This window comes from Streptomyces gobitricini (assembly GCF_039532985.1).
Classification (GTDB): Bacteria; Actinomycetota; Actinomycetes; order Streptomycetales; family Streptomycetaceae; genus Streptomyces; species Streptomyces gobitricini.
Genome location: NZ_BAAASR010000049.1, coordinates 20,052 through 42,096, shown reverse-complemented (window position 1 = coordinate 42,096; position 22,045 = coordinate 20,052). Strand labels below are relative to the sequence as shown.

General features: G+C 70.4%; 17 protein-coding genes. 7 read left to right on the top strand and 10 right to left on the bottom strand.

Annotated elements, in window-relative coordinates; genetic code table 11:
• The 5 genes from ABD347_RS28625 to eccE all read right to left on the bottom strand — a co-directional run bounded on the left by ABD347_RS28625 (position 1) and on the right by eccE (position 7,875).
• Positions 1 to 1,833 (bottom strand): ABC transporter substrate-binding protein, encoded by a 1,833-nt coding sequence (locus tag ABD347_RS28625; protein WP_344366646.1) that lies wholly within the window; start codon positions 1,831 to 1,833, stop codon positions 1 to 3.
• 192 nt (positions 1,834 to 2,025) lie between these two features.
• Positions 2,026 to 4,815 (bottom strand): SCO5717 family growth-regulating ATPase, encoded by a 2,790-nt coding sequence (locus tag ABD347_RS28620; RefSeq protein ID WP_344366645.1) that lies wholly within the window; start codon positions 4,813 to 4,815, stop codon positions 2,026 to 2,028.
• 447 nt (positions 4,816 to 5,262) lie between these two features.
• The gene (locus ABD347_RS28615) at positions 5,263 to 5,496 is read right to left on the bottom strand and encodes a DUF397 domain-containing protein (RefSeq protein WP_344366643.1); all 234 of its coding nucleotides are present in this window, start codon (positions 5,494 to 5,496) and stop codon (positions 5,263 to 5,265) included.
• A 328-nt stretch (positions 5,497 to 5,824) separates the two neighbouring features.
• The gene (locus tag ABD347_RS28610) at positions 5,825 to 6,541 is read right to left on the bottom strand and encodes a hypothetical protein (RefSeq protein ID WP_344366642.1); all 717 of its coding nucleotides are present in this window, start codon (positions 6,539 to 6,541) and stop codon (positions 5,825 to 5,827) included.
• Positions 6,541 to 7,875 carry a type VII secretion protein EccE gene (gene eccE / locus ABD347_RS28605; RefSeq protein ID WP_344366906.1) on the bottom strand — a complete coding sequence of 445 codons (1,335 nt, stop codon included), beginning with the start codon at positions 7,873 to 7,875 and terminating at the stop codon, positions 6,541 to 6,543. Before eccE ends, ABD347_RS28610 begins: the two co-directional genes overlap by 1 nt.
• 181 nt (positions 7,876 to 8,056) lie before the next feature.
• Here eccE and eccB point away from each other — a divergent pair, with 181 nt between their 5' ends.
• From eccB to ABD347_RS28570, 7 genes are all read left to right on the top strand, one after another.
• A complete protein-coding gene (gene eccB, locus ABD347_RS28600; RefSeq protein ID WP_344366640.1) occupies positions 8,057 to 9,583 on the top strand; it encodes a type VII secretion protein EccB in 1,527 nt (508 codons plus the stop codon).
• Between the two features lie 14 nt (positions 9,584 to 9,597).
• The gene (gene mycP / locus ABD347_RS28595; RefSeq protein WP_344366638.1) at positions 9,598 to 10,854 is read left to right on the top strand and encodes a type VII secretion-associated serine protease mycosin; all 1,257 of its coding nucleotides are present in this window, start codon (positions 9,598 to 9,600) and stop codon (positions 10,852 to 10,854) included.
• 121 nt (positions 10,855 to 10,975) lie between these two features.
• Positions 10,976 to 11,440 carry a hypothetical protein gene (locus ABD347_RS28590; RefSeq protein ID WP_344366637.1) on the top strand — a complete coding sequence of 155 codons (465 nt, stop codon included), beginning with the start codon at positions 10,976 to 10,978 and terminating at the stop codon, positions 11,438 to 11,440.
• 6 nt (positions 11,441 to 11,446) lie between these two features.
• Entirely contained in the window at positions 11,447 to 13,198 is a 1,752-nt protein-coding gene (locus ABD347_RS28585) for a hypothetical protein (RefSeq protein ID WP_344366636.1), read from the top strand.
• A 37-nt stretch (positions 13,199 to 13,235) separates the two neighbouring features.
• Positions 13,236 to 14,492 (top strand): S8 family serine peptidase, encoded by a 1,257-nt coding sequence (locus ABD347_RS28580; RefSeq protein ID WP_344366634.1) that lies wholly within the window; start codon positions 13,236 to 13,238, stop codon positions 14,490 to 14,492.
• Positions 14,493 to 14,585: 93 nt separating this feature from the next.
• The gene (locus tag ABD347_RS28575) at positions 14,586 to 14,936 is read left to right on the top strand and encodes a WXG100 family type VII secretion target (RefSeq protein WP_344366632.1); all 351 of its coding nucleotides are present in this window, start codon (positions 14,586 to 14,588) and stop codon (positions 14,934 to 14,936) included.
• A gap of 67 nt (positions 14,937 to 15,003) precedes the next feature.
• Positions 15,004 to 15,306, top strand: a complete 303-nt coding sequence (locus ABD347_RS28570) for a WXG100 family type VII secretion target (RefSeq protein WP_344366630.1) — start codon at positions 15,004 to 15,006, stop codon at positions 15,304 to 15,306.
• Positions 15,307 to 15,593: 287 nt separating this feature from the next.
• Here ABD347_RS28570 and ABD347_RS28565 read toward each other — a convergent pair whose 3' ends face one another.
• The 5 genes from ABD347_RS28565 to ABD347_RS28545 form a co-directional block, all read right to left on the bottom strand.
• Positions 15,594 to 17,636 carry an outer membrane protein assembly factor BamB family protein gene (locus tag ABD347_RS28565; RefSeq protein ID WP_344366628.1) on the bottom strand — a complete coding sequence of 681 codons (2,043 nt, stop codon included), beginning with the start codon at positions 17,634 to 17,636 and terminating at the stop codon, positions 15,594 to 15,596.
• A 14-nt stretch (positions 17,637 to 17,650) separates the two neighbouring features.
• Positions 17,651 to 19,864, bottom strand: a complete 2,214-nt coding sequence (locus tag ABD347_RS28560; protein WP_344366627.1) for a protein kinase domain-containing protein — start codon at positions 19,862 to 19,864, stop codon at positions 17,651 to 17,653.
• Between the two features lie 11 nt (positions 19,865 to 19,875).
• Positions 19,876 to 20,799, bottom strand: coding sequence for a protein kinase family protein (locus ABD347_RS28555; RefSeq protein WP_344366624.1), 924 nt, complete (start codon positions 20,797 to 20,799; stop codon positions 19,876 to 19,878).
• Positions 20,800 to 21,171: 372 nt separating this feature from the next.
• Positions 21,172 to 21,789, bottom strand: a complete 618-nt coding sequence (locus tag ABD347_RS28550; protein ID WP_344366623.1) for a hypothetical protein — start codon at positions 21,787 to 21,789, stop codon at positions 21,172 to 21,174.
• Positions 21,786 to 22,016: a hypothetical protein gene (locus ABD347_RS28545; RefSeq protein WP_344366620.1), complete on the bottom strand. Its 231-nt coding sequence runs from the start codon at positions 22,014 to 22,016 to the stop codon at positions 21,786 to 21,788. The genes ABD347_RS28550 and ABD347_RS28545 overlap by 4 nt, the downstream gene beginning before the upstream one ends.
• Positions 22,017 to 22,045 lie beyond the last annotated feature (29 nt).

Sequence of the window (22,045 nt, the reverse complement as noted above, 5' to 3'; positions counted from 1 at the left end):
CTACTCGCGGTCGTCGGCGGTGGAGCGGCGGCGTACGGCGGCCCAGACGCCCACGGCGAGCAGCACCAGCGCGGCGGGGCCGATCACGAGCCACACGCCTGCCGGGGAACCGGAGTCCTCGCCGCCGCTCGCCGCGGCCGCCGGCTCCGCGGACCACCAGCTCCAGTAACCGTCCTGGCCGTAGATGTTGCCGCCGTCCGACGGCATCGTGGTGATGGACTCGATGTGGTCGGTGCGGTAGGCCTCGACCGCGTTGGGGTACGCCATGACGTTCATGTACCCGGTGTCGTACAGCCGCGACTGCAGCCGCTTGACCAGATCGGCCCGCTTCGCGGGGTCGTACTCGACCGCCTGCTTGGCGTAGAGCTCGTCGTACCGCTTGTCACAGATGAAGTTGTCGGTCGCCCCGGTGTCCTTGGGGGTGGCGGGGAGCGCGGCGCAGGTGTGGATCGACAGCACGAAGTCGGGGTCGGGGTTGACCGACCAGCCGTCGAAGGCGAGGTCGTAGTCGCCCTTGAGCCAGGGGTCGGAGACGTTGTCCAGACAGTCGACCTTCAGCCCGATGCCGAGCTCGCCCCACCACTCCTGCAGGTACTTGCCGATCGCCTTGTCATTGGGGTCGGTCGCGTGGCACAGGATCCGGAAGTCCAGTGGCCTGCCGTCCCCGCCGACGCGCTTGCCGCTGCTGTTCTTCCGGTACCCGGCCCGGTCGAGGAGCTGTTCCGCCTTGGCGGGGTCGTGACCGATCCGCTGGGCGGCCGCCGGCTTCCAGAAGTACGTGCCGAAGCGCGGCGGGATGTAGCCCTCACCCTCCACCGCGTGGCCCTGGAAGACCTTGTCCACGATCGTCCCGCGGTCGACGGCGTGGAACAGCGCCTTGCGGACCGCCGGGTCGAGGAGCGCCGGGTGGCCGGTGCCGAACTTCCTGCCGTCCTTCGAGCGCGCGCCGGGGTTGGTCGCGAGTGCGAGGAACCGGCGCCCGGGCGCGTCGTTCACCTTGATGTCCTCGGCCGACTTCAGGGAAGCGGCCTGGGCGGGGGTGAGGTTGGGGACGAAGGACACCTCGCCCTTGCGCAGCGCTGCGACCGCGGCGTCGCCGTCCTTGTAGTAGCGCAGCACCAACTCGTCGAACTTCGGCGCCCCGCGCCAGAAGTCCTTGTTCGGCTTCAGCTTCACGTACTGGTCGACCTTGTAGTCGGTGATGACGAACGGGCCGTTGCCGACGATCGGGAACCGCTTGTCGTTGTTGAACTTCGAGAAGTCGCCGACCTGCTCCCAGATGTGCTTGGGCACGATGGGGACGTCGAGCGCCGTCATGGTGGCCTGCGGCTTCTTCAGCTTGATGACCAGCGTCCGAGGGTCGGGCGCGGTGACCTTCTCGAAGTTGGCGGTGAAGCTGCCGTTGGCGGTGGCGGCGTTCTGGTCCGTCATCATCTTGGTGAACGTCCAGGCGGCGTCCTCGGCGGTGGCCCGTCTGCCGTCCGACCACATGGAGTCGGTACGGATCGTGTACGTCCACGTCAGCTTGTCGGGCGACGACTTCCACGCGGTGGCGAGGCCGGGGATGGTGCGCGCGTCCTTGGCGTCGTAGTTGGTCAGGTACTCGTACGCGAGCCGGTGGATGCTGGTGGAGACCAGCCGCTGGGCGAGGAAGGGGCTCAGGGAGTCCACGCTCTGCGAGACGGCGACGGTGAGGACGGTCCTGTCGTCCCCCTCACCCCTCGCTTGTGCGGTGGGGGCGACGGCGAGCGGGGTGACGGCGACGGCCGAGGCGAGAAGCAGGCGGAGGGGGCGGCGGGGAGCCAGGGAGCGGTGCGGAGCCATGGTGACCATGAGGTTGTCCTCGTGTCGATCTTGGGGCGCCAGCTGGTGAAGCGAAGGTTTATCAGCGGGGACGGAGCCGCGTCAACGATCCGTCAGCGATCCGCCGACGAAGTGTCAAACCCGTTGTGTACTGCGGAAACGCAGGAAGGGCCCGCACCGTGGTGACGGTGCGGGCCCTCATTGGTCCAGTCCTCTGTCGCGCTACTGCTGAGGGGCTGGCGGCGCCTGCGGAGGCTGCTGCTGCGGCCATCCGGGCTGCGGCTGCTGGGGGTGCTGGGGGTGTTGCGGATGCTGGGGGTGTTGCGGGTCCTGTGCTTGCTGGGGGTGGGGCGGGTGCTGAGGCTGGGGGGCTTGGGGGGCTTGGGGGGCTTGGGGGGGTTGGGGCGCTTGTTGGGGATTCTGCGCCGGGGGCATGGGCAGGCCGGGCTGCTGGTACGGCTGCCATCCCTGCTGTGGGTACGGCTGACCCGGCATCGGCTGCTGGGGCGGGTACGGCTGGCCGGGCATCGGCTGCTGCCCCGGCGTGGGCTGCGGTCCGGGCATGGCCTGGCCCGGCACCGGCGGTGCCATCTGCGGGGGCATGGAGCCATGACCGTCGCCGGTCCACAGCCCCTGCGCCTGCTGCGCCCGTGCGAAGTCCTCGGCGACCATCGCGGAGAGGTTGAAGTACGCCTCCCGTGTCTTCGGCCGCATCATGTCGAGGTCCACCTCGGCACCGGCCGCCAGGTGCTCGTCGAACGGCACCACGATCACTCCGCGGCAACGCGTCTCGAAGTGCTGCACGATGTCGTCGACCTTGATCATCTTGCCGGTCTCGCGGACACCGGAAATCACGGTGATCGAGCGCTGCACCAGCTCGGCGTATCCGTGCGCGGACAGCCAGTCGAGCGTCGTCGACGCGCTGGACGCACCGTCGACGGACGGGGTCGAGATGATGATCAGCTGGTCGGCGAGGTCCAGTACACCGCGCATCGCGCTGTAGAGCAGCCCGGTGCCGGAGTCGGTGAGGATGACCGGGTACTGCTTGCCCAGGACGTCGATCGCCCGCCGGTAGTCCTCGTCGTTGAACGTCGTCGAGACGGCCGGGTCCACGTCGTTGGCGATGATCTCCAGGCCGGAGGGTGCCTGCGAGGTGAAGCGGCGGATGTCCATGTACGAGTTGAGGTACGGGATCGCCTGGACGAGGTCGCGGATGGTGGCCCCGGTCTCGCGGCGCACGCGCCGGCCGAGCGTACCGGCGTCCGGGTTGGCGTCGATCGCGAGGATCTTGTCCTGCCGCTCGGTCGCCAGGGTGGCGCCCAGGGCGGTGGTGGTCGTCGTCTTGCCGACGCCGCCCTTGAGGGAGATGACCGCGATCCGGTAGCAGGACAGCACCGGCGTACGGATCAGCTCCAGCTTGCGCTGCCGCTCCGCCTCCTCCTTCTTGCCGCCGAGCTTGAAGCGCGCCGCGGCGGAGGGGTTACGGCTCGACTTGGCCTTCTGCTTGTTGTTGCGCAGCAGCCGGTCGGACGACAGCTCGACGGCCGCCGTGTAGCCGAGGGGCGCCCCGGGCACGGACCGCTCGCGCTGGTCGTGCGTGACGGAGGTGGGCCAGGCGCCCCCGGTCCTGGGGTCGACGGGCGGCTGCTGAGGGTGTTGCGGCTGCTGTTGTGGTGGCTGGTGCGGCTGCTGGTGGGGGTGGGGGTGGGGGTGCGCGGGCTGCCGGCCGGGCTGGGGCTGCTGCGGGAACCCGTACCCGCCTTGCGGTGCGGGAGCGGAAGGCTGCTGCGGCTGCGGCTGCGGCTGCCCGGGGTGGGGGAAGCCGTACCCGCCCTGGGGTGCGGCGGCGTCGGGCTGCGGCTGTCCGGGGTATGGCTGCGCGGGCTGCGGCTGTCCGGGGTGGGGGAAGCCGTACCCGCCCTGAGCCTGTGCCTGCCCGGGGTGCGGCTGCCCCGGGTGGGGGAAGCCGTACCCGCCCTGGGGGGCCGCCTGCGGCGGCAGCGGCACGGCGGGCGCTGCCGGAGCTGTCGGCTCCGGTGCCGGTGCCGACGCTGCGGGCCACTGCTGCGCGCCCGTCGGCGTGCCCGTCGGCGCGGCCGGCTGGAACGCGGGGGGCAGCGGCGGGAGCCCCGGCCCCTGCTGGGCGGGCGGCGGCGGAGCCCACGCCTGCGCGGGTTCGGGCGCGGGCACGGGTGCGTGGGCGTGCGGCGCGGTGTGCTGCGGCGCGGCGCCCTGGGGCGCGGGATCGGCCACCGCGTCCGCGGCCTCGCCCGGCGGCTCCTGGGCCCCGGCCTCCTCCGCCCCGGCCTCCTCCGCCCCGGCTCCGGAGGCGTCGGTCTCACCGGCCGCGTCCGTACCGGCGGCGTCGTCCACCGGAGCACCGGCTTCGGCGGCCTGGCCCTCACCCGCGTGCGGGCCCTCGGGGGCGCCTGCGGCTCCGTCCGCCGGCTTCGCCGCCTCCCGCTCCGCGATCTCGGCCATCTCCCGCTTCAACGCGGCCGGGGAGAAGCGCATGGTGGCGCCGCTCTCCACGTCACCGCCACCGAACGGCTGCCCGCCCGTCGCCCCCTGCTCGGCCGAAGCGGCCTCGACCGGGGACCCCTCGACCGGAGACCCCTCGGCCGAAACGGCCCCGACCGGAGCGGGCTCGGCGGGAGCGGGGGCAGCCGGCGGAGCCACCGGGGCGGCGGGGGTGGCCGGAGGAGTCGGCGGAGCGGCCGGGGGAGGCGTACCCGGGCTCCAGTCCTGCTCCGGGCTGTCGCTCCGCGGCTCCGGGGAACCCGGCACGGCCACCGGGGCCGCCCCGTGCGGAGGCGGGGGAGGCGTGACCGGCTGGGTGGCCGGTGGGGTGGCCGCGCCACCGCCCGACGACGTGTCCCCCGCGTTCTGCGTGTACCAGGCGGGCGGGGTGTAGTCGATGGTGAACTCACCCGTCATCTCGGCGGGATCCGCGTCGGACTCCTCGACGGGAATGCTCCAGCTCCCGTGGATGTCGTCCCGATCGCCGTTCACTTTGCCTCCTGGTGTGGTCGAGCACCCTTGTGCCGTCGTGGGTGGGGGCCACCGTTGTTCCGATCGGCCCGGCTCTCCCCCGGGGGCGTGGCGACATGCCCGCATGTCTGCACCGCGCCCTCACCCACCCTAATCGCCAACACCGCCCGCCCGGCAGGCCCGCCCGTCGTAGGCCCGCGCCGGGCGTCCCGCGTACTGCCCTCATGTGACCCGGCTACGGCGGAGCGTGAGGAACAGAGCGGAGTAAACCGGCGTAATTCACCGGAAGCGGGGCGGCCCCTCCCGGCCGACGGGCGGACCCAACGATCCGGCCTCGCCCCGGGGGCCCGGGCCCGGACCGCCGCCCGTGACCGGCTTCCCCGGCGGACGCCTGTCACCCCGTACGACGAACACGAGCTCTCGGCGCAGGCCTACGGCGCAGGATGCGGCGCAGGTGTCAGCGCGACCTCAGCGCAGGTCGAACTCGCCATCACGCGCGCCGAGCACGAACGCCCGCCATTCGGCCTCCGTGTACCGCAGGACCGTCTCGGGGTCCAGGGACGAGCGCATGGCGACGGCTCCGTCCGGGAGGTACGCGATCTCCACGCGCTCCTCGTCCGCGCTCGTGCCCGGGGCGCCGTGCCACTCGACGCCGGAAATGTCGAGTGCGTACAGCTTGTCCTTCTCCTCTGCGGTGCCCATCGCGGTTCCCTTCGATCACGGCCGGCTGGAACAACGGGCGCCATCCAAACGCCCTGTGGCGGCGCGTAGTTGTCTGTGCCCCAAACGTCACCATCGGTATCCTAGGTCAGCCCGGCCCTGGTGGACGGAGCGCTTCCACGGATCGGTACACAGATCGGCGCGCGTATCCGCGCACGGACCGGCGCACTTATCCGTGCACGGACCGGCGCACTTATCCGTGCACCGAGCGGCGCACGGAGCGGTACGCCGTTCCGCGAGCCCGCCCTCGGTACTGCCGCCGCGTCCGCCGTGGACGTACATCACCCGGGGGAGTGAGAGGCGGCGGGGTTCAGTCGATCCGGCGGGGCATACCCAGCAGGCCGGACTCCGCGTCCGTGGCGCTGGTCATCACCCAGTGCCGCTCGCGTCCGGCGCACCACAGGGTCACGCCGTCCGCCAGGGTCGGCAGCGCCTCCGTCTCGGTCCGGTGCAGACCCAGTATCCGGCCGATCTGCCGCGCTTCCTCGGGTGAGACGCGCTGCACGCCCACGAGCGTGGACATCCGCATCAAACGGGGCGCCACAGGGCTGAGATACGGCAGCAGCGTCAGCACGGACTGCCACGGCGACGACACGACACGCCCGCGGGGCGGCCGCATGCCGCAGTCGCGCACCACGACGACCGGGCTGCCCACGGTCGCGCCCAGGGGCGGGACGCGGCCGACCTCGTGGAGGGTGACGCACTCCAGCCCGGCGCCCGCGGACTGCGCCAGAGTGGTCCACTCCCGAGGGCGTCCGGTCTCCACCGCCACCCGCGCGCCGGTGCCCGCCGCGCGCAGGGCCAGCACCTGCGCCGTCCACAGGCCGCCGATCAGGAGGACGTCGTACGGCGTCGAACGGTGGAACCCGATCAGCTGCGGGTGGCCCTCCGCGTCGTCGCCGATCACCACACCGTCGTCCCCGACCGGCAGGGCCAGCACGCCCAGGTGGTCGGTGGCCACGCTGTGGCCCGCGTGATCCGGGCCGAACAGCCCGCGCATGCCGCGTACGGAAGGAGTGCGGGCCATCAGCGGGTACCCCCCAACGGCAGCGTCGCCAGGACGCCCGGGAGCTGCTCGCGGTCCAGTCGGCGCAGGCCGACCTTCGCCGAGCGCGCGGCCTGCTCCAGCGCCCGTCGTACGCCCACGAGTTCGGTGTCGGAGCCGCCGGTGATGCGGATGTGGCTGAGGATGTTCATCGCTCCCTGGCGCGTGCCGCGGCGGAGGGTGAAGCTGACGGTGGTCGCGTACGCCGGGACGGAGGTGAGGAGGGACACCAGCTTGGGCAGCGGCGTCGCGCCCCGGCCCAGCTCGGGCCAGCGGCCGACCGCGTACGTGGTGTGCCACCGGTCGTCGCACCGCCAGACGCGTGACGTCTCGGCCGTACGGCGCTGGGGCGTCGCACCGGGCTGTGACGCCCGCCCCGCCAGGCGGGGGTTCGCACAAGAAGCAGTGGCCACCGTGGAGTTGAGCTCCTCCTGGTCCAGGGCCACCGCCTGGAACCCCGCTCCGGTCAGCCGGCTCGCCACGTGGTCCGCCACGCGCACCAGGCAGCGCTGCGCCCCTTCGAGGCCGCCGCCACGCGCCTTCACGGCCTCCGCGCAGAGCTCGGGGTCGAGCTTGACGGCCACCCACGTCATGCGCAGTGCGGGGGCGCCGGTCCGCTCGTGCAGGGGAGCGTAGGAGAGGCGCGCCACGGCCTGCTGCGGCAGGTGCGGAGCGGGAGCCGGGCGCACCTGCTGCACCAACTGCGCGGACTCCAGGACGATGTCGTCGACCTTGAGGGCTTCCGCCAGGACGGACAGGGGCAGCGCGCGGGCGCCGGAAGCGGGGCGCAACCCGGTCCCGTGCGTCTCGATCCGTACGACCGCGGTCAGGAAGGTGCCGTCGCCGAGCATGCCGACGGTACGGCGGTTCCGGTCGACGTACGGGAACGGCCGGAAGCCCGGCACGTTCTCCGCGACGCCGGCCAGCGAGGGGTCGGCGTCCGGGAGGGGAGCGGTGGCGCCGCGCCTGCGCGCGCGCAGGGCGAGTGCGGTGGAGAGCCAGTCCTGAAGTGCCCGGCCCCTGCGGCGGATCACCGCGAACAGCACCAGCAGGCAGGCCACGGCGCACGTCGGGACGAGCCAGAGCCCGCCGAGCGCGACACCGACCGCGGCCAGGGCCAGCGCCGCCTCCATGAGCACCAACTGCCGCAGCTGGAGCGGACCGACACGGCCGGTGCGTGTCAGGGGGCGCGGCGTCGTCGTCGCCGGAGCCTCCGGAACCCGGGGCGACGGACGGGCGTTACTCCGTTGCCGTCGGGAACGGTCGGGAGCTCGTCCGGTACTCCGCCCATTGCGCGCGCGCGTCGCCGTACCCATCGCCGCGTTGCCCCCTCGTGTCCGCATTCGCCAAAATCCCATGGGCGTTGACCGGGCGATCACCCTACCTGAGCGGGGGGCTACAGGTACCGGCAGGCATAGTAGTGCGCGGCGCGACGGCCGCGGGTTTCGATGCGTGTGGGAACCTGGGCGCCCAGAGGGGATGAGGGGCAGCGGACAAATGGCATCACGACGGGACGAACTCAACGCCTACACCTTCGCAAAGCGGAGGCTCATTGCGCAGTTCGTGCAGCCGAACACCACCGGGTCGGAGGAGGGCGCGCCGCGCCCCCTGCGCGCGGTGGCGCCCGGAGCCATCGCCGGGGTGGTGATCCTCGCGGTCTTCGCCGCCTGGGGCATGTTCAAGCCGGTGGCGCCGCGGCAGTGGGACGCCCCGGGCGAGAACGTCATCATCGCCAGCAAGTCGACCACCCGGTACGTGGTGCTGAAGACCGGTGGCAAGACCCAGCTCCACCCGGTCCTGAACATGTCCTCCGCCAAGCTCCTGCTCAACCCCGACAAGGGCAAGGTCATCAACGTCGACGAGTCGGTGCTCGACAGCGGCAGAATCCCGCACGGCGCCACCCTCGGCATCCCCTACGCCCCCGACCGGCTGCCCGACCCCAAGGAGGCCGGCGCCGCCAAGCGCTGGGCGGTCTGCGAGCGGCCCGGAGAGGGCGGCCGGGCCATCCAGAAGGCCGCGTTCGTCTTCGCCGACCGCGAGAAGGGCAGGACCGAGGGAGCGAACCGCCTGCGCGGCGGAGAGCTGCTCTACGTCGAGGGCCCGGACAAGACCCGTTACGTCGTCGACGCCGGCGGCACCGCGTACCCGGTGGAGAAGGACGAACTGCTCCTGCGCCAGCTCGTCGGTCAGGGGCGTGCCGCCCAACGGGTGTCCGCCGCCTGGCTGGACACCCTCCACAAGGGCGACACCATCACCTTCCCCACCGTCCCCGGTCAGGCCGGGGAGCCCGCCGGTGTCGACGGGTTGCTCGACCCCGAGGACAACGCGGTGGGCATGGTCCTCACCGCCACGGACGGGACGAAGAAGCAGCAGTACGTCGTCCTCAAGGGACGGGTCGCTCCGATCTCCGACTTCACGGCGAAGCTCCTGCTCAACAGCAGGGAGCTGATCGAGCTGGGGCAGGCCGGCCAGGCGAAGTCGGTCAGCGCCGGAGCCTTCGAGCCGGGCGAGGCGTTCGGCAAGGACAAGAAGTGGCCCCGGTCCGCCCCGAAGCCCGTCAACGAGGCAGGTATCGCCGAGGGAAGCCGTAACACCGTGTGCAACGTCCTGCGCGAGGTGGACGGCGACACCGGCGCGACCTCGCTCAGCACCTGGGCGGGCACCGACTTCCCGGCGACCCTGCCGACCGGCTCCAGCAGTGCCTACGTCACCCCCGGCTCCGGCCAGCTGTTCCGGCAGTTCAAGGGGTCCACCACGGACTCGGGCTTCCTCTTCCTCGTCACCGACACTGGACTGCGTTACGCCATGCAGTCCAACGGCGACAGCGCCACGGCCGACTCCGGGATCGGTTCGTCCGGCTCCAAGGAGGAGAAGCAGGCTCGGCAGCACGAGGCACAGCAGGCCCAGAACCGCCTCGGCTACAAGGGCGTCGACCCGGTGCCGGTCCCCGCGGCCTGGTCGGCCTTCCTCCCGACCGGCCCCCGGCTGTCCACCGGGGCCGCCCGTCAGCCGCAGGGCTCCTGAGGACCGGTGCGCACATGACCTCCACGTACCGACGCCTGCTGACGGCCGCGGCCGCCGGCGCGCTCACCCTCGTAGCCGTACCCGCCGGCCCCGCCGTGGCCGACGGCACCCAGTGCACCTTCCCCGGCAAGCCGTACGAGGGCCGGCCCTGGTCCCTCCAGCGGGTGCTGCTGGACGAGGTGTGGAAGCAGTCCACCGGCAAGGGGGTGCGGGTCGCCGTCATCGACACCGGTGTCGACGTCAAGCACCCTCAGCTGGCCAAGGCAGTGGACACCGGAAGCGGCGTCAACCTGCTCCCCAAGGACCTCAAGGACGACAACGGCAACGAGATCGAGCGTGGCAAGGAGGACGGCACCACGGACACGGTGGGCCACGGCACCAAGGTCGCCGGCATCATCGCCGCCCGCCCGGCCAAGGGCACCGGTTTCGTGGGCCTCGCACCCGACGCCACCATCATCCCCATCCAGCAGAACGACGCCGAGGGCCACGGCACCGCCGAGACCCTGGCGTCCGCCATCAGGCACGCCATCGACGAAGAAGCCGACGTCATCAACATCTCGCAGGACACGGCCAAGGCGGTGGAACCCGCCCCCGAGCTGAAGGAGGCGGTGAACGACGCCCTGGCCGAGGAGATCGTCGTCGTGGCCTCGGCCGGCAACGACGGCCTGGGCGGCAACGTCAAGCGGACCTACCCGGCCTCGTACGACGGAGTCCTGGCCGTGGCCTCCTCCGACCGCAACAACGAGCGGGCGCCCTTCTCCCAGTCCGGCGACTTCGTCGGGATCGCCGCGCCGGGCGTGGACATGGTCTCCACCGTTCCCGGCGGCGGCCACTGCGCGGACAACGGCACCAGCTTCTCCGCCCCGTACGTCGCGGGCCTCGCCGCCCTCATCAAGGCCAAGCACAAGGACTGGACGGGGAAGCAGATCGTCGCCCAGATCCAGCAGACCGCCGAACGGTCCGTCGCCGGCCACGACCGCCTCGTCGGCTGGGGCGTCGTCGACCCGGTCCGTGCCCTCACCGAGGACGACAAGCCCATCGAGGCCCCGGTCGCCCACGAGGGAGTCTCCCGCGCCGAGCCCCCCACCCCGGCCGAACTCCACCTCGGCGAAACCCCGGACCAGCGCAACGCCCGCCTCGCGACGTACGTGGTGATCGGCGGCGGCGTCCTGGTCGCGGCCATCGCCGGCGCCGCGGTGACCCTACGGGACTCCCGGCGCCGTGCGAGACGGGTCGCGCGCTCATCGCCGCACGGGAGGGAAGTGGCGTGACGAACAAGGCGCTTGGGGCTGTCAGAGCCAGTGACTAGAGTGACCACGGCACTGAGTGTCAGCAGAAGCAAACGGGGAGGATTGAGCATCGTGCTCGACGGAGTGGGTTACGGGGGCGGTCATGGCAGGTGACCTCAAGCTCGGAGTGGACGCGCTGATCACGTTCCGGTCGCGTGTCGACGCGGTGCTCACGCAGCTGGAAGGCGGAGACGGGGGCGCTGCCAAGGTCGCGGCGGAACGGGTGACGCGTACCTCGTTCGGCGGCGACAAATTCGATGACGCCCAAGGCTTCTACTTGCAGTACAACCGGGTCCACAAGGCCCTGGTCTCCCTGTCGAAGTCCCTGGGCGACCAGATCGAGCTGCTGGCCATCGGCGTGCACGCGGCCGACGTCGGCTACGACAACGTGGACGAGGCGCAGCGTCGCCGCTTCCACGAGATTCAGGCCCGCCTCTCGGAGGAGCGGGAGGCCGCGCTCGCGCTCAAGGAACAGGCGGAGCGCGCGAAGCAGGGCGACAAGCCTGCCGCAGCGCCCTCCGACCAACCTCTCAGCGGTGACAAGGGCGTCAAACAGGGACTGGGGTAACGGGTGATGAGTGAAGAGAAGCAGCCGAAGAAGCCGCTGACCCCGCAGGAGCATGAGGAGGCGCAGCGGAAGACCGACGGCCTGGTCCAGCAACAGGCTGCCTTCGTCGACATGACGGGGGGCGTGTCGGATCTCATCGACATTTTCGGCCCTGGCACTGGCTATGTCGCGCTGGGCAAGACCGCCTTCGACGGTAAGCAGCTCAACGAACTGCTCGACATGGTCGAGCCGGCCAACCCGGCCGACTTGGAGCACGCCGGCGACGCTCTGGAAAAGGCGACGGTCGCCATCAACGCCGCGGCCAAGGATCTGGGCGACTTCGTCAAGGCCACCGAGTGGGAGGGTGAGGGAGCCGCCGCATTCCGGACGTACGGACACGAGGTGGTCCGTTACGCGTGGGATGTCGCCACGCTCGCCAACGTCGTCGGCGCCCAGATGAAGGTCGCCAGTACGGGCCTCGCCTCGGTACGCAACGCCATGCCGCCGCGCGACGACCGCCCTGCCGACGAGCAGAAGAAGCCGCACCAGTTGAGTGCGGCGGAACGCCAGGAGAGCAACCCGAAGTACCAGAAGGCCGTCAAGGTCGAGAAGGACCGACAGGAAGCCATCAACCAGATGAACCGACTGGGGTCGTACTACGCGATCTCGCAGTCGACGCTGGCTTCTCAGGTGCTCCCGGAGCCGCCGGCGGCGTACAAGGCGGCAGTGCCGATGCCGACGGCGGTGAAAGCGGACGCATCCACCGGAGCATTCGGAGCCGCTGAGCCGGGCTGGTCAAGGACTTCCTCGGTGTCGCCGAGCGTTGATCGTCCGGAGGTCGGTACTGACACCGGCTCGGCACGGCCGGAACTCACGGGTAAGCCGGCCGACATGGCGGGCCCCAGCACGTCAGTGCAGATCGACAGCGTGCTGGCCCCTCCCGCCCCCGCTCCTGCCCCGGCCCCGGTAGCGCCACCCTCGACCGGCCCGACCGGCCCGGTCACTGGCAACCCTCTTCCGATGCCTACGAACTTCGGTCCCGTACGCCCCACCCCGTCCCGCGCCCAGGGCGCACCGGGTGCACCCCGGAGCGGTGGTAGCCAGGGCAAACCCACGCTCGGCCGCTCTCCCGTCACGGGGACTGGCGGACCTGGCCAGACAGGGCGAACCGGTCCAGCAGTCGGGCGGGCGACAACACCCACGAACGGGCCGACATCGTCAACCGGGCGCTCCACCGGCCCCACGGTCGGGCGCCCCGGGATGCCGGGCGCTCACCAGGCCACGGGCCGCCCCGCGTCGGACGGCAGCGGTCCCGTGACCGGCCGTAGCGCCGGCATGCCAGGGCAGACCACCTCCGGGCGTCAGGGCGGCACTAGCACTCCTCGTGCCGGTCATTCGAACGGGATCGTCGGTGGTACGCCTCAACGTGCGACCACCGGATCCATCGGATCGCGCATTCCCAGGGCCACGGTCATTGGGGCAGAGGGCTCGACCACGGGCCGTTCTACGGCGGCGAGGCCTAGCCAGTCCGGGGTCGTCGGTGCCGTGGGTAACAACTCTGCACGTCCCTCAGGGCGAGGCACGCCCAGCGCGAACGGCGTCGTCGGGACCCCGCGCGGAGGGGTAACGGGCACTGGGGGCGTCGGCCGCTCGGGCAGGCGCCAGTCCCGTGACGAGGGCCAGGAGCAGACGGGCTCTACGCGCCCCGACTACCTGACCGAAGACGAAAAGACGTGGGCTGGACGGCGGCAAGGCGCTGTGCCCCCGGTGATCGACTAGCCATCCGGAAGACTCGGAAGTCAAGGTGACGCCAGTAATGAACCAGGTATTTCGGCGCAATGCGCTGTATGGCTACCGGCGCGGAGTGCTCTACGCCGTAGCCTTGACCGCCGCTTGGTCGGTGAGTGTCGGCGGTACCGCCGCGGCAGCGCCCATCACCGACCCTCAGTCGAGGCAGTGGTACCTGGAAGCCATGACCGCTGAGAAGATCTGGAAAACCTCAACAGGTGAGGGCATCAAGGTCGCGGTAATCGACAGTGGCGTCAATCCTTCTACACCGTCTCTCAAGGGACAGGTTCTCAAGGGAGTGGACTTCAGCGGAGCTGCGGGTGAGGCCTCGGATGACTTTGACGGGCACGGTACGTCGATGGCTGAGCTCATCGCCGGCACCGGGAAGGGTGGAGGCCTCAAAGGCCTGGCCCCGGGAGCCAAGATCATCCCGTATCGCGTGTCCGACACCGAACTGCAGAACCAGGAGAAGGTGAATGCCTTCGACATGGAGCAGGCCATCCGGGCTGCTGTCGACAGCGAGGCACACATCATCAATGTCTCGATGGGCTCCGAGTACTACAACACGGCCATCCGTGATGGAGTGAAGTACGCTCAGCGAAAAGGTAAGTTGCTTTTCGCCTCCTCGGGAAACGAGGCCACGAAGGGCAACAAAAAGGCGTATCCGGCTGCGTATCCCGAGGCGATCGCGGTCGCGGCGTCGGGACCAGATGGCAATGTAGGCGACTATTCCGTCCATGGTGCCTTTGTCGACATCGCTGCCCCTGGCAGCGAAATCCCCACATACTGCGACAAGGCATTGACGCGTTACTGCCTCTCGCAAGGGACCAGTATCGCCACCGCCATCGCCTCCGCCTCCGCCGCCCTCATCTGGTCCAAGCACCCGGACTGGAACGGCAACCAGGTCCTCCGGGTCATGTTCGAGTCCGCGGCACGGGATTGGAAGCCCGGCACGATCAGCACGTACCTCGGCCATGGCATCGTCCGCCCCGGGGCCCACATCAACCGGGGTCTGGGCAAGCCGGGGGACCCGAACATCACACCTCTCACGAACGAGAGGGTCGGTGGCACCGCTTCCGCCTCGCCCAAGCCTTCCGCACCGGCTTCGACAAAGCCGCAGGAGGGCAAGCCCGGGTCGGAGGTGACCGCGGCAGGCGCCAGCAAGGATGCGGCTCAGGAGACCGACGGTGACAGCAAGTCGGGTCTTGTCATCGGAGGAGTGGCCCTCGTGGTCGCCCTCGCGGGAGCGGCGTACGCGATCGCGCGCCGACGGCGCAGCGCCTGACCGGGAGCCCACGGCCAACAGACTTCACCTCTCACCACTTGGTGAAGCACAACCCAGCAAGTCACACCCGTAGTTCAGAAGGGAAACGCAACCGTGTCACAGGGCCAGCGGCTTTCAGACAGCCAGGTAATCCAGCTCGAAAGGCACCTGCTCGAGAAGTTCAACTCGATCAAGGGCCAGCTCCAGCAGATCCAGGGCACCATCGACAGCCTTGAAGGCCAGTGGAAGGGTATCGGCGCCGGGGCCTTCAACGTGAAGCAGCAGGAGATCAACACCTCCATGGTGCGCCTCGGCAACATCCTTGCGAAGTTCCTCGAAGGCATGAGCGCCTCGAGGAAGATCAAGGACGGCACGGAGGACGACGTCCTGCGTGCCGTGCAGAGCATCAACGTCGATCTCGGTGTCGGCACCGCTGCGCCGAAGTCGAGCATCAGCAGCTACTGAGTGGCTCTGTGCGCTCGCTTCCAGTAGACGGAAGCCGAATGACAACTACACGTGAGGTGAGGGAACCATGGGTATGAATTCAGGCGACGAGCTCGTCGTCAAGTACGACGGCCTCGACATTGCCGCGACCACACTCGGCAACCAGGCGAAGAAGCTCGAAGAGGACCTGCGGGACATCAAGACCGCCATGGCCACCGTCGCCGCCGGCTGGGAGGGCGAGGCGCACGCCGCCTACGTCCAGGAACAGATCAAGTGGGACAAGGAAGCCTCGGACATTCACCAGGCCCTCATGCAGATCGGCCAGGTCGTTGCCAGGGCCGGTGGTGACTACATGGGCGGCGACAAGAAGGCCGCCAGCTACTTCGCGTAATCCCCGATACGACGCGCAGTTCAGGGTGGGCACGCGCGAGGGGTGCCCACCCTGTTCTTTCGCCTCGCCACAACGTGGCACCGACGGCGATACGCGGGAATAGCTGGGCATGACAGAAACGCGAAACTGAGACGTTCCATGCGCTCGCCACGCCCGCATCACCCGCTGCTCGTTGCTGGGGCGGCCAAAACAACTGGCAGAATCCGACCGAGACTCGATCCGACCGAGGACTGGCCCGGGAGCGTACCTGGGGGAGCCAGAGTCCGTACGCGCTGCTGGGTCCGGGTTCAGGGCCTGACGGGAAAGGCGGCAATGGAGCCGGCGTGCGTGACGAAGACGCGATTGCCGTCACCGGCGCATGTGTACAGGCCGAAGTCTTCGGGAGAGTGCAGCAACATCTCCTCGCCGGAGCGGGTGTCCACGGCGATCACTCCGCTCTCATTGGCCTTGGCGATCCAGACTGTGCCCCCCTGGACGACGGGTGGCAGATCGACCTTGTGTCCGCCCGACTCGTAGACATTCCATTCCTCCTTGCCGTCGCCCGCTCGGAGCCGGTGGAGGTAGTGGTTGGCGGCGTACACCTCATTGCCGCGGACGGCTGGAGGCCCCCATGCGCGGGACCCGCCAGGAACGCTCCACAACTCCGTTCCATCGGTGAGCGACCGCGAGGTGAGCGTGGTGCCACCGAGGAAGACCTTGTCACCGACCACGGCAGGCATGACCGCTGATGTTCCCTGGGCGTCGAGATCCCAGACGGCCTTGCCGGTGGCCGTGTCCAGAGCGATCACATTGCCGTCCGACGGGAAGAGGACCAGTCGCCCGTCTGAGGCTGCAGCTGCCGGAGGCTCGGCTCCGGATGTCCGCACAGGCGTGGGTACCGACCAGAGCAACTTGCCGGTGGTGACGCCGAAGGCCTGCAACTGCCGCTCCTCGGTCATCACGTACACCGCCTTGCCGTCCGAGGCCAGGAGCTTGCTGACGGAGAGGGGAACCGACCACGCTTGTTCGCCTGTCGAGGCGATGAACGCGCATAGGGATCCCGCAGCATCCGCTGCCAGCACGAGCCGATCGGCAGCCGTGAGAACGCCCGCGGATGTCCTCGCATCCGAGGCTGTCCACTTCTGCTTCCCGTCGGTCACCCGGTGGGCGGCCAGCCCGCCGTCGGCCGAGCCGAAGACCACGACGTCCCGGACGGGGAGGGGAGCCGGTGTCCTGATGTCTGGTCCGCTGATCGGGCCCCACAGAGGGGCCAACTCCTCATCGGGCTTGAGCATGGCGGCCACAGGCCGCTCTGCGGCGGCCGGGATCACCGGCTTCTTCGGCGGCGCGGGCTCGCGCAGCTTCCACCAGGCACCCGCACTGGCGACGCCGAGCGCGACACTTCCACCGGTCAAAGAGGCCAGCAGACGCCGACGAGTGGGGGTCGTGTCGCTGGTTCGCTGCAAGGCCGAGGCAACGGACTTGGCAGCTTCCTCACGCCGTCCGATCTCCTCCGCCAGAGGACCCCGGCGCCAAGCCCTGTCCGCGCCCCGAGGAGGAGCGAAGGCCTGCACGAGTTGAGCGGGAAGAGGGCGCTGGGCCGGCTCCTTGGCCAGGCAGGGGAACAGCAGGGCCCGGGCTCCCTCGGGGACGTACCGCAGGTCCGGTTCACCGTGGACGACTTGGTACTGCACGCCTGCGACATGCGGACCGTCGTAGGCTCGCACCCCGCTCGCCGCGTATGCGAGTAGGGCGCCCAATGAGAAGACGTCGGCCGCAGGTCCGACCCGCTGCCCGAGCACTTGCTCAGGTGCGCCGTAACCAGGGGTGACCGGGATCTGGCCGGTCGTGGTCAGGGTCATTCCGTGCTCGGGACGGGCGATGCCGAAGTCGATGACGCGCGGACCGGCCGAGGTCAGCACGACGTTGGACGGCTTCAGGTCACGGTGGACGAGACCGGCCGCGTGGATGTCCCGGAGCGTGCGGGCGAGAGCCGCCGCGAGGGCGCGCAGTCCGGCCTCGTCCAGTGGCCCGAACGTCTCGATGGCCTCCTCGAGCGTCGGGCCCGCCAGGAACTCCGCAGCGATCCAGGGGCGGCCTCCCTCCACCTGCGAGCCGAGGACCCTGGCCACACCGGGGCTGGTCACGGCCTGCGCGGTGGCGGCCTCCCGTACGAAGCGCTGAGCCAGGTGCAGGTCGTGGGAGAGCTCGGGACGCAGGACCTTGACCGCTGCAGTGCGGCCCGCGTTGTCCCGTCCGAAGTAGACCTTTCCCATCCCGCCCTCACCCAGGGTGCCGAGGATCCGGTACGGGCCAAGGCGCAGGGGATCGCCTGTGCTGAGGGGGATCATCTGTACGCGCTTTCTCATTCGAGGGGCAGAGCAGCCATGGCCGCCCTGTCGACGTAGATCAGGCGCTTGCTTCCTTCGTGCGCCGCGAACTTGGTGGGGGAGCTCCGGTAAATCCAGGACGATGTGTGGGTGCGGAGGTCAATGGCGCTGATGCCTGTGTTGACCCTGACGTAGACGTACTTGGTTCCGACGACCGGTGGATGCTCGAGGTCGGGGGCCTCGTCCTTTGTCAGGTCCTCCCGCTCCTCCCACAGCAGCTCGCCGGTCCCCGCGTTCAGCGCGACGAGACCGCGGATGCCCTCGGCCGCGTAGACGACATCGTTCTTCATGGTGGGGGCGCCATAGGGCCGGGCGCGGTCCGCGGCCTGGCCGATGTCACGGCCGTCACCGAATTGCCAGGCAACTTCTCCATCGGAGAGCCGGAGCGCCCATACGTTACCGCCTGCGACGTAGACGTGCTTCTCATCCATCGCCAAGGGGTCGGGGACGACGTGGCTCTTATAGTCGAGGCTCCAGGGCAGGTACGTGCTCCATGCTTGCTCACCGGTGCGGAGGTCGACGGCGGAGATGTGCATGTTGCTGCCCACGGCGTCGGGGTCCGGGTCCTCCTTCTCGTACCTGAAGAAGATCAACCGGTCACCGGAAGTCCGGACGGCGATACCTGGGTCCGAGGCGATGACCTGCCGCACCTTGTTCTCCCAGAGCTTTTTGCCCGACCGGAGATCGATCGCCAGCACGTACCAGTCATCGATCTGTTCGAGGCCGGTGTCGTGGCCCGGGATGCTCTTCCTGGCCGCCATGCAGAGCATGTCCTCTGCCGCGATGAGGGCCGCCGCGTCCTGATAGGAGGCGCGGAAACCGGCGAGGCGGGTGATGCGGCGGTGCGGTGTCCCGTCGGAGGGGGTGAAGGCGTGTACGGACAGTGCCTTGCCGTCGTCGTCGTCCGGGAAATAGACGCCGTACAGCTTCGGCCCGCCCCCAACGACCTGATGGGGCTCGATCACCACACCGTGCGACGACCACAGCTCTTGACCGTTCTTCGCACCGAAGGCCACGAAGGCCCCGTCCCGCCATGTCGCGATCGCATCGCCGATGGGCAGGAGAAGGGGTGGTGTGCCGCTGATGGGGACCCGCCACAGCTCCTGAGGCCCACCGTCTGCCGTGGACTTGGCGGTCTCGGCGTTGTCGCCCGTCCTCTGTCTGCCGGACCACACCCACGCCCCCGCCCCTGCCGCGCCCGCCCCCACCAGCGAACCGCCGGCCACCGAGAGCAGCTTGCGCCGTGACATGCCCCGGCGGGCCGAGGGCGGGGCGGTGTACGGACCTTCCATCGGGGCCGGCAGGCGGTACGGGTGGTGCTGCCAGACCGTCGACGCGCGGCGGGCGATGTCGGCGAGCAGCGGGGCCGGCAGGTGGTCGGCGAACTCGCCGCGACCGTTGTGGAGTTCGGCTACGATCTCCCGGGTGGTGGGGCGCTGACCGGGGCCCTTGGCCAGGCAGCGGGCGAGGACCGGGGCCAGACCGGCAGGGACTCCGGACAGGTCGGGCTCGGCGTAGCGGACGCGGTAGAGGAGGTCGGCCGCCTGGCCGGTGCCGAAGGGACCGTGGCCGGTTGAGGCGAAGACAAGGACCCCGGCGAGGGCGAATACGTCGCCCGCGGGCGTGTGCTCCTGGCCCGTGGCCTGTTCCGGAGACATGAAGGCGGGGGTGCCCGCGGCGGTGCCGGTGCGGGTGAGGCGGGCGTCGCCGGCGGCGCGGGCGATGCCGAAGTCGATGATCTTTGGGCCGTGGGCCGTGATCATGACGTTGGAGGGCTTCAGATCACGGTGGACCACGTCGGAGGCGTGGAGCTGCGAGAGGGCGCCGGCGAGGGCCGCGCCCAGGGCCCGGACGGACGGCTCGGGCAGGGGGCCGCAGAGGGTGACGGCGTCGTCGAGGGGTGGGCCGAGGACATACTCGGTGGCGAGCCAGGGGGTTTCGGCGCCGGGGTCGGCGTCGACAACGTTGGCGCCGTGGTGGCCGCCGATGATGCGCGCGGCGTCGGTCTCCAAGTGGAAGCGGGTGCGTGCGGCGGTGTCGGCGGCGATGTGGGCGTGCATGGTCTTGAGGGCGACGGTGCGGCCGCCGACCGTGCGGGCCAGGTAGACCGTGCCCATGCCGCCGTGGCCGAGTCGGGCGAGCAGGCGGTGGCCGCCCATCTCGGCCGGGTCGTCATGAGTCAAAGGCACGAGCATCGTCTTCAGATCCTGGTGGTGGGCTGGGGGACACGGATCTCGGCCGCCAGGATCTGGGCCGACTGGCGGGCGAGTGCCGCGACCACTCGGCCCGGCAACCAGCCGGGGGACAGCAGCGACGCCGACGAGTCCAGAACAGTCGCCGACGGCGCGGACGAGGCCGGCGGGAGGGCGAGCAACAGTTCGGACGCCATCGGGCGGGCAGCCGCGTCGCGGGCCAGGCAGTGGGAGATCACTGGGCGCAGGGAGGCGGGGAGTTCGGAGCGGTCCGGGACCGTGTGGCCGGTGGCGGCGTACGCGAGCACCGCGCCAAGCCCGTGGATGTCGCCCGCGGGACGCGGGCGCCCGCCTGCCGCCGCCTCGGGCGCCAGGCTGCCCGGCCCCAGCCCGGGACGGCCGCTGCGCTGCTCGCCGTCCGGCGCGGCCGCACGCACGGAGCCGTAACAGGTGAGTCGCGGCCCGTCCCAGGCGAGCAACACCGCGGCGGGGGAGAGGCCCGCGTGGGTGATGCCCGCCGCGTGTGCGGCCGCGAGCGTGTCGGCGAGGGCGGTGCCCAGGGCCCGTACGGTGTGCTCGGGCAACGGGCCGCCATGCACGGCGAGGGCGACGGGCAGGGGTAGTACGGGGAAATAGGGGGTGGCGTACCAGGGCGTGGCCGGAGTGGGCGACACCTCGGTCACGGGCAACACCCACGGCCCGGCCAACGCACGCGCCGCCTGCGCCTCGACGAGGAAGCGACTGGGATCGACACCGCTGAGCGGCGCGCTGATCAGGACCGTACGCTCGCCGTCCGCGCTGCGCGCGACGAACCGGTGCTCTGGCACGGGCGGGTGGCCGGGGCCCGTCGGGTCGAGCCGGGTGATCAGGTGGTACGGGCCGATGCGGCGAGGGCCGTTGCCGGAGGGCCGCTCGGTGCGCCCTCGTTCCATCTGCGAATCCCCCTCTGACAATGAACGACCGCCGAAGCCTATCGAGAGGCATTGACGACTCCGCACGCACGGGCGGCCGCCGCCTGTCACCGGACTCGCCGGGGGCGGCCAACTTCTGTCCCTGTACGGGTGTCCTTCTCCGGACGCGAACATGGGGCGCTCCACCCGGCCAGGAAGCCAGCCCCCCGAGTGGAGGAATGCGAACCGTTCCACGACGTCGCCAGTCGCAGACTCCCCTTCACCATCGATGCCAGGGCCATGGACCAAGCGGAGTGATCAGGGGTGGGCTCGCGCGAGGGAGGCTCCGGGACCCCGTGGCGGCTCCCGGGCGGTCTGTGTTGTGTGCTCAAGTGCGTGGAGCGCGGCCCGGTTTCATGAAGCCGGCCCCTTGCAGTCCGCCGAGTCGGCGACGGCCTTCGCGTAGGCGAGCAGTAGGTCCTCGGCCGCGTCTGCGTTCGAGAACTCCTCGCTGTAGATGAGGAGTCTGACGAAAAGCTGGTTCAGGTCGGGATGGTCCTTGGCAGCCACCGGGCAGGGGACGCGGCGTACGCCGCCCTTTCCGGACCACATGTACGTCCCGTCCGCGCTGGTGTGCTCGCCGAGGTCGATGTACGGGTTGCTGTAAGCCACCATCCGCACGGACGGGTCCGCCCACCATTCGGAGATGGCGCTGAACACCGTAGTGCCATCGACGACGACACGGCAGTGCATGCGGCCCACCTCGCGTGACCGCGCAAGCGTCTTCAGGGTCTTGCCGCTCCTCGGCAGGACCGGGTCGACTGCGGCGGCAGGCACCGGGGTTCCGCAGAGGTCCGACGGCACGGCGAAGGAACGCTTGGCCTCCGGTTGGGAGCAGGCGGTGAGCGCCAGCGCGAGGTGGGCGGCCACCGCGAGAACGGCGACCCGTCGCCGTGCCCGCTGCCGTCGCCGAGCCGACGACGGGGCGTCCTCCGCCCGCGCCGTGTCCGTGTGCGTGCCGGTATGTGTCATGCGGCGGGAACCTTCGTGGTGAGGCGGTCCACCATGGCGTTGGTGGCTGCGTCGCGGAAAGCGGCGAGGGACACCGTACGCTCGCCGTCCGCGCTGCGCGCGACGAACCGGTGCTCGGGCACGGGCGGGTGGCCGGGGCCGGTGGGGTCGAGCCTAGTGATCAGGTGGTACGGGCCGATGCGGCGAGGGCCGTTGCCGGAGGGCCGCTCCGTGCGCCCTCGTTCCATCCGCTGATTTCCTCAGGAATTGAAGAACC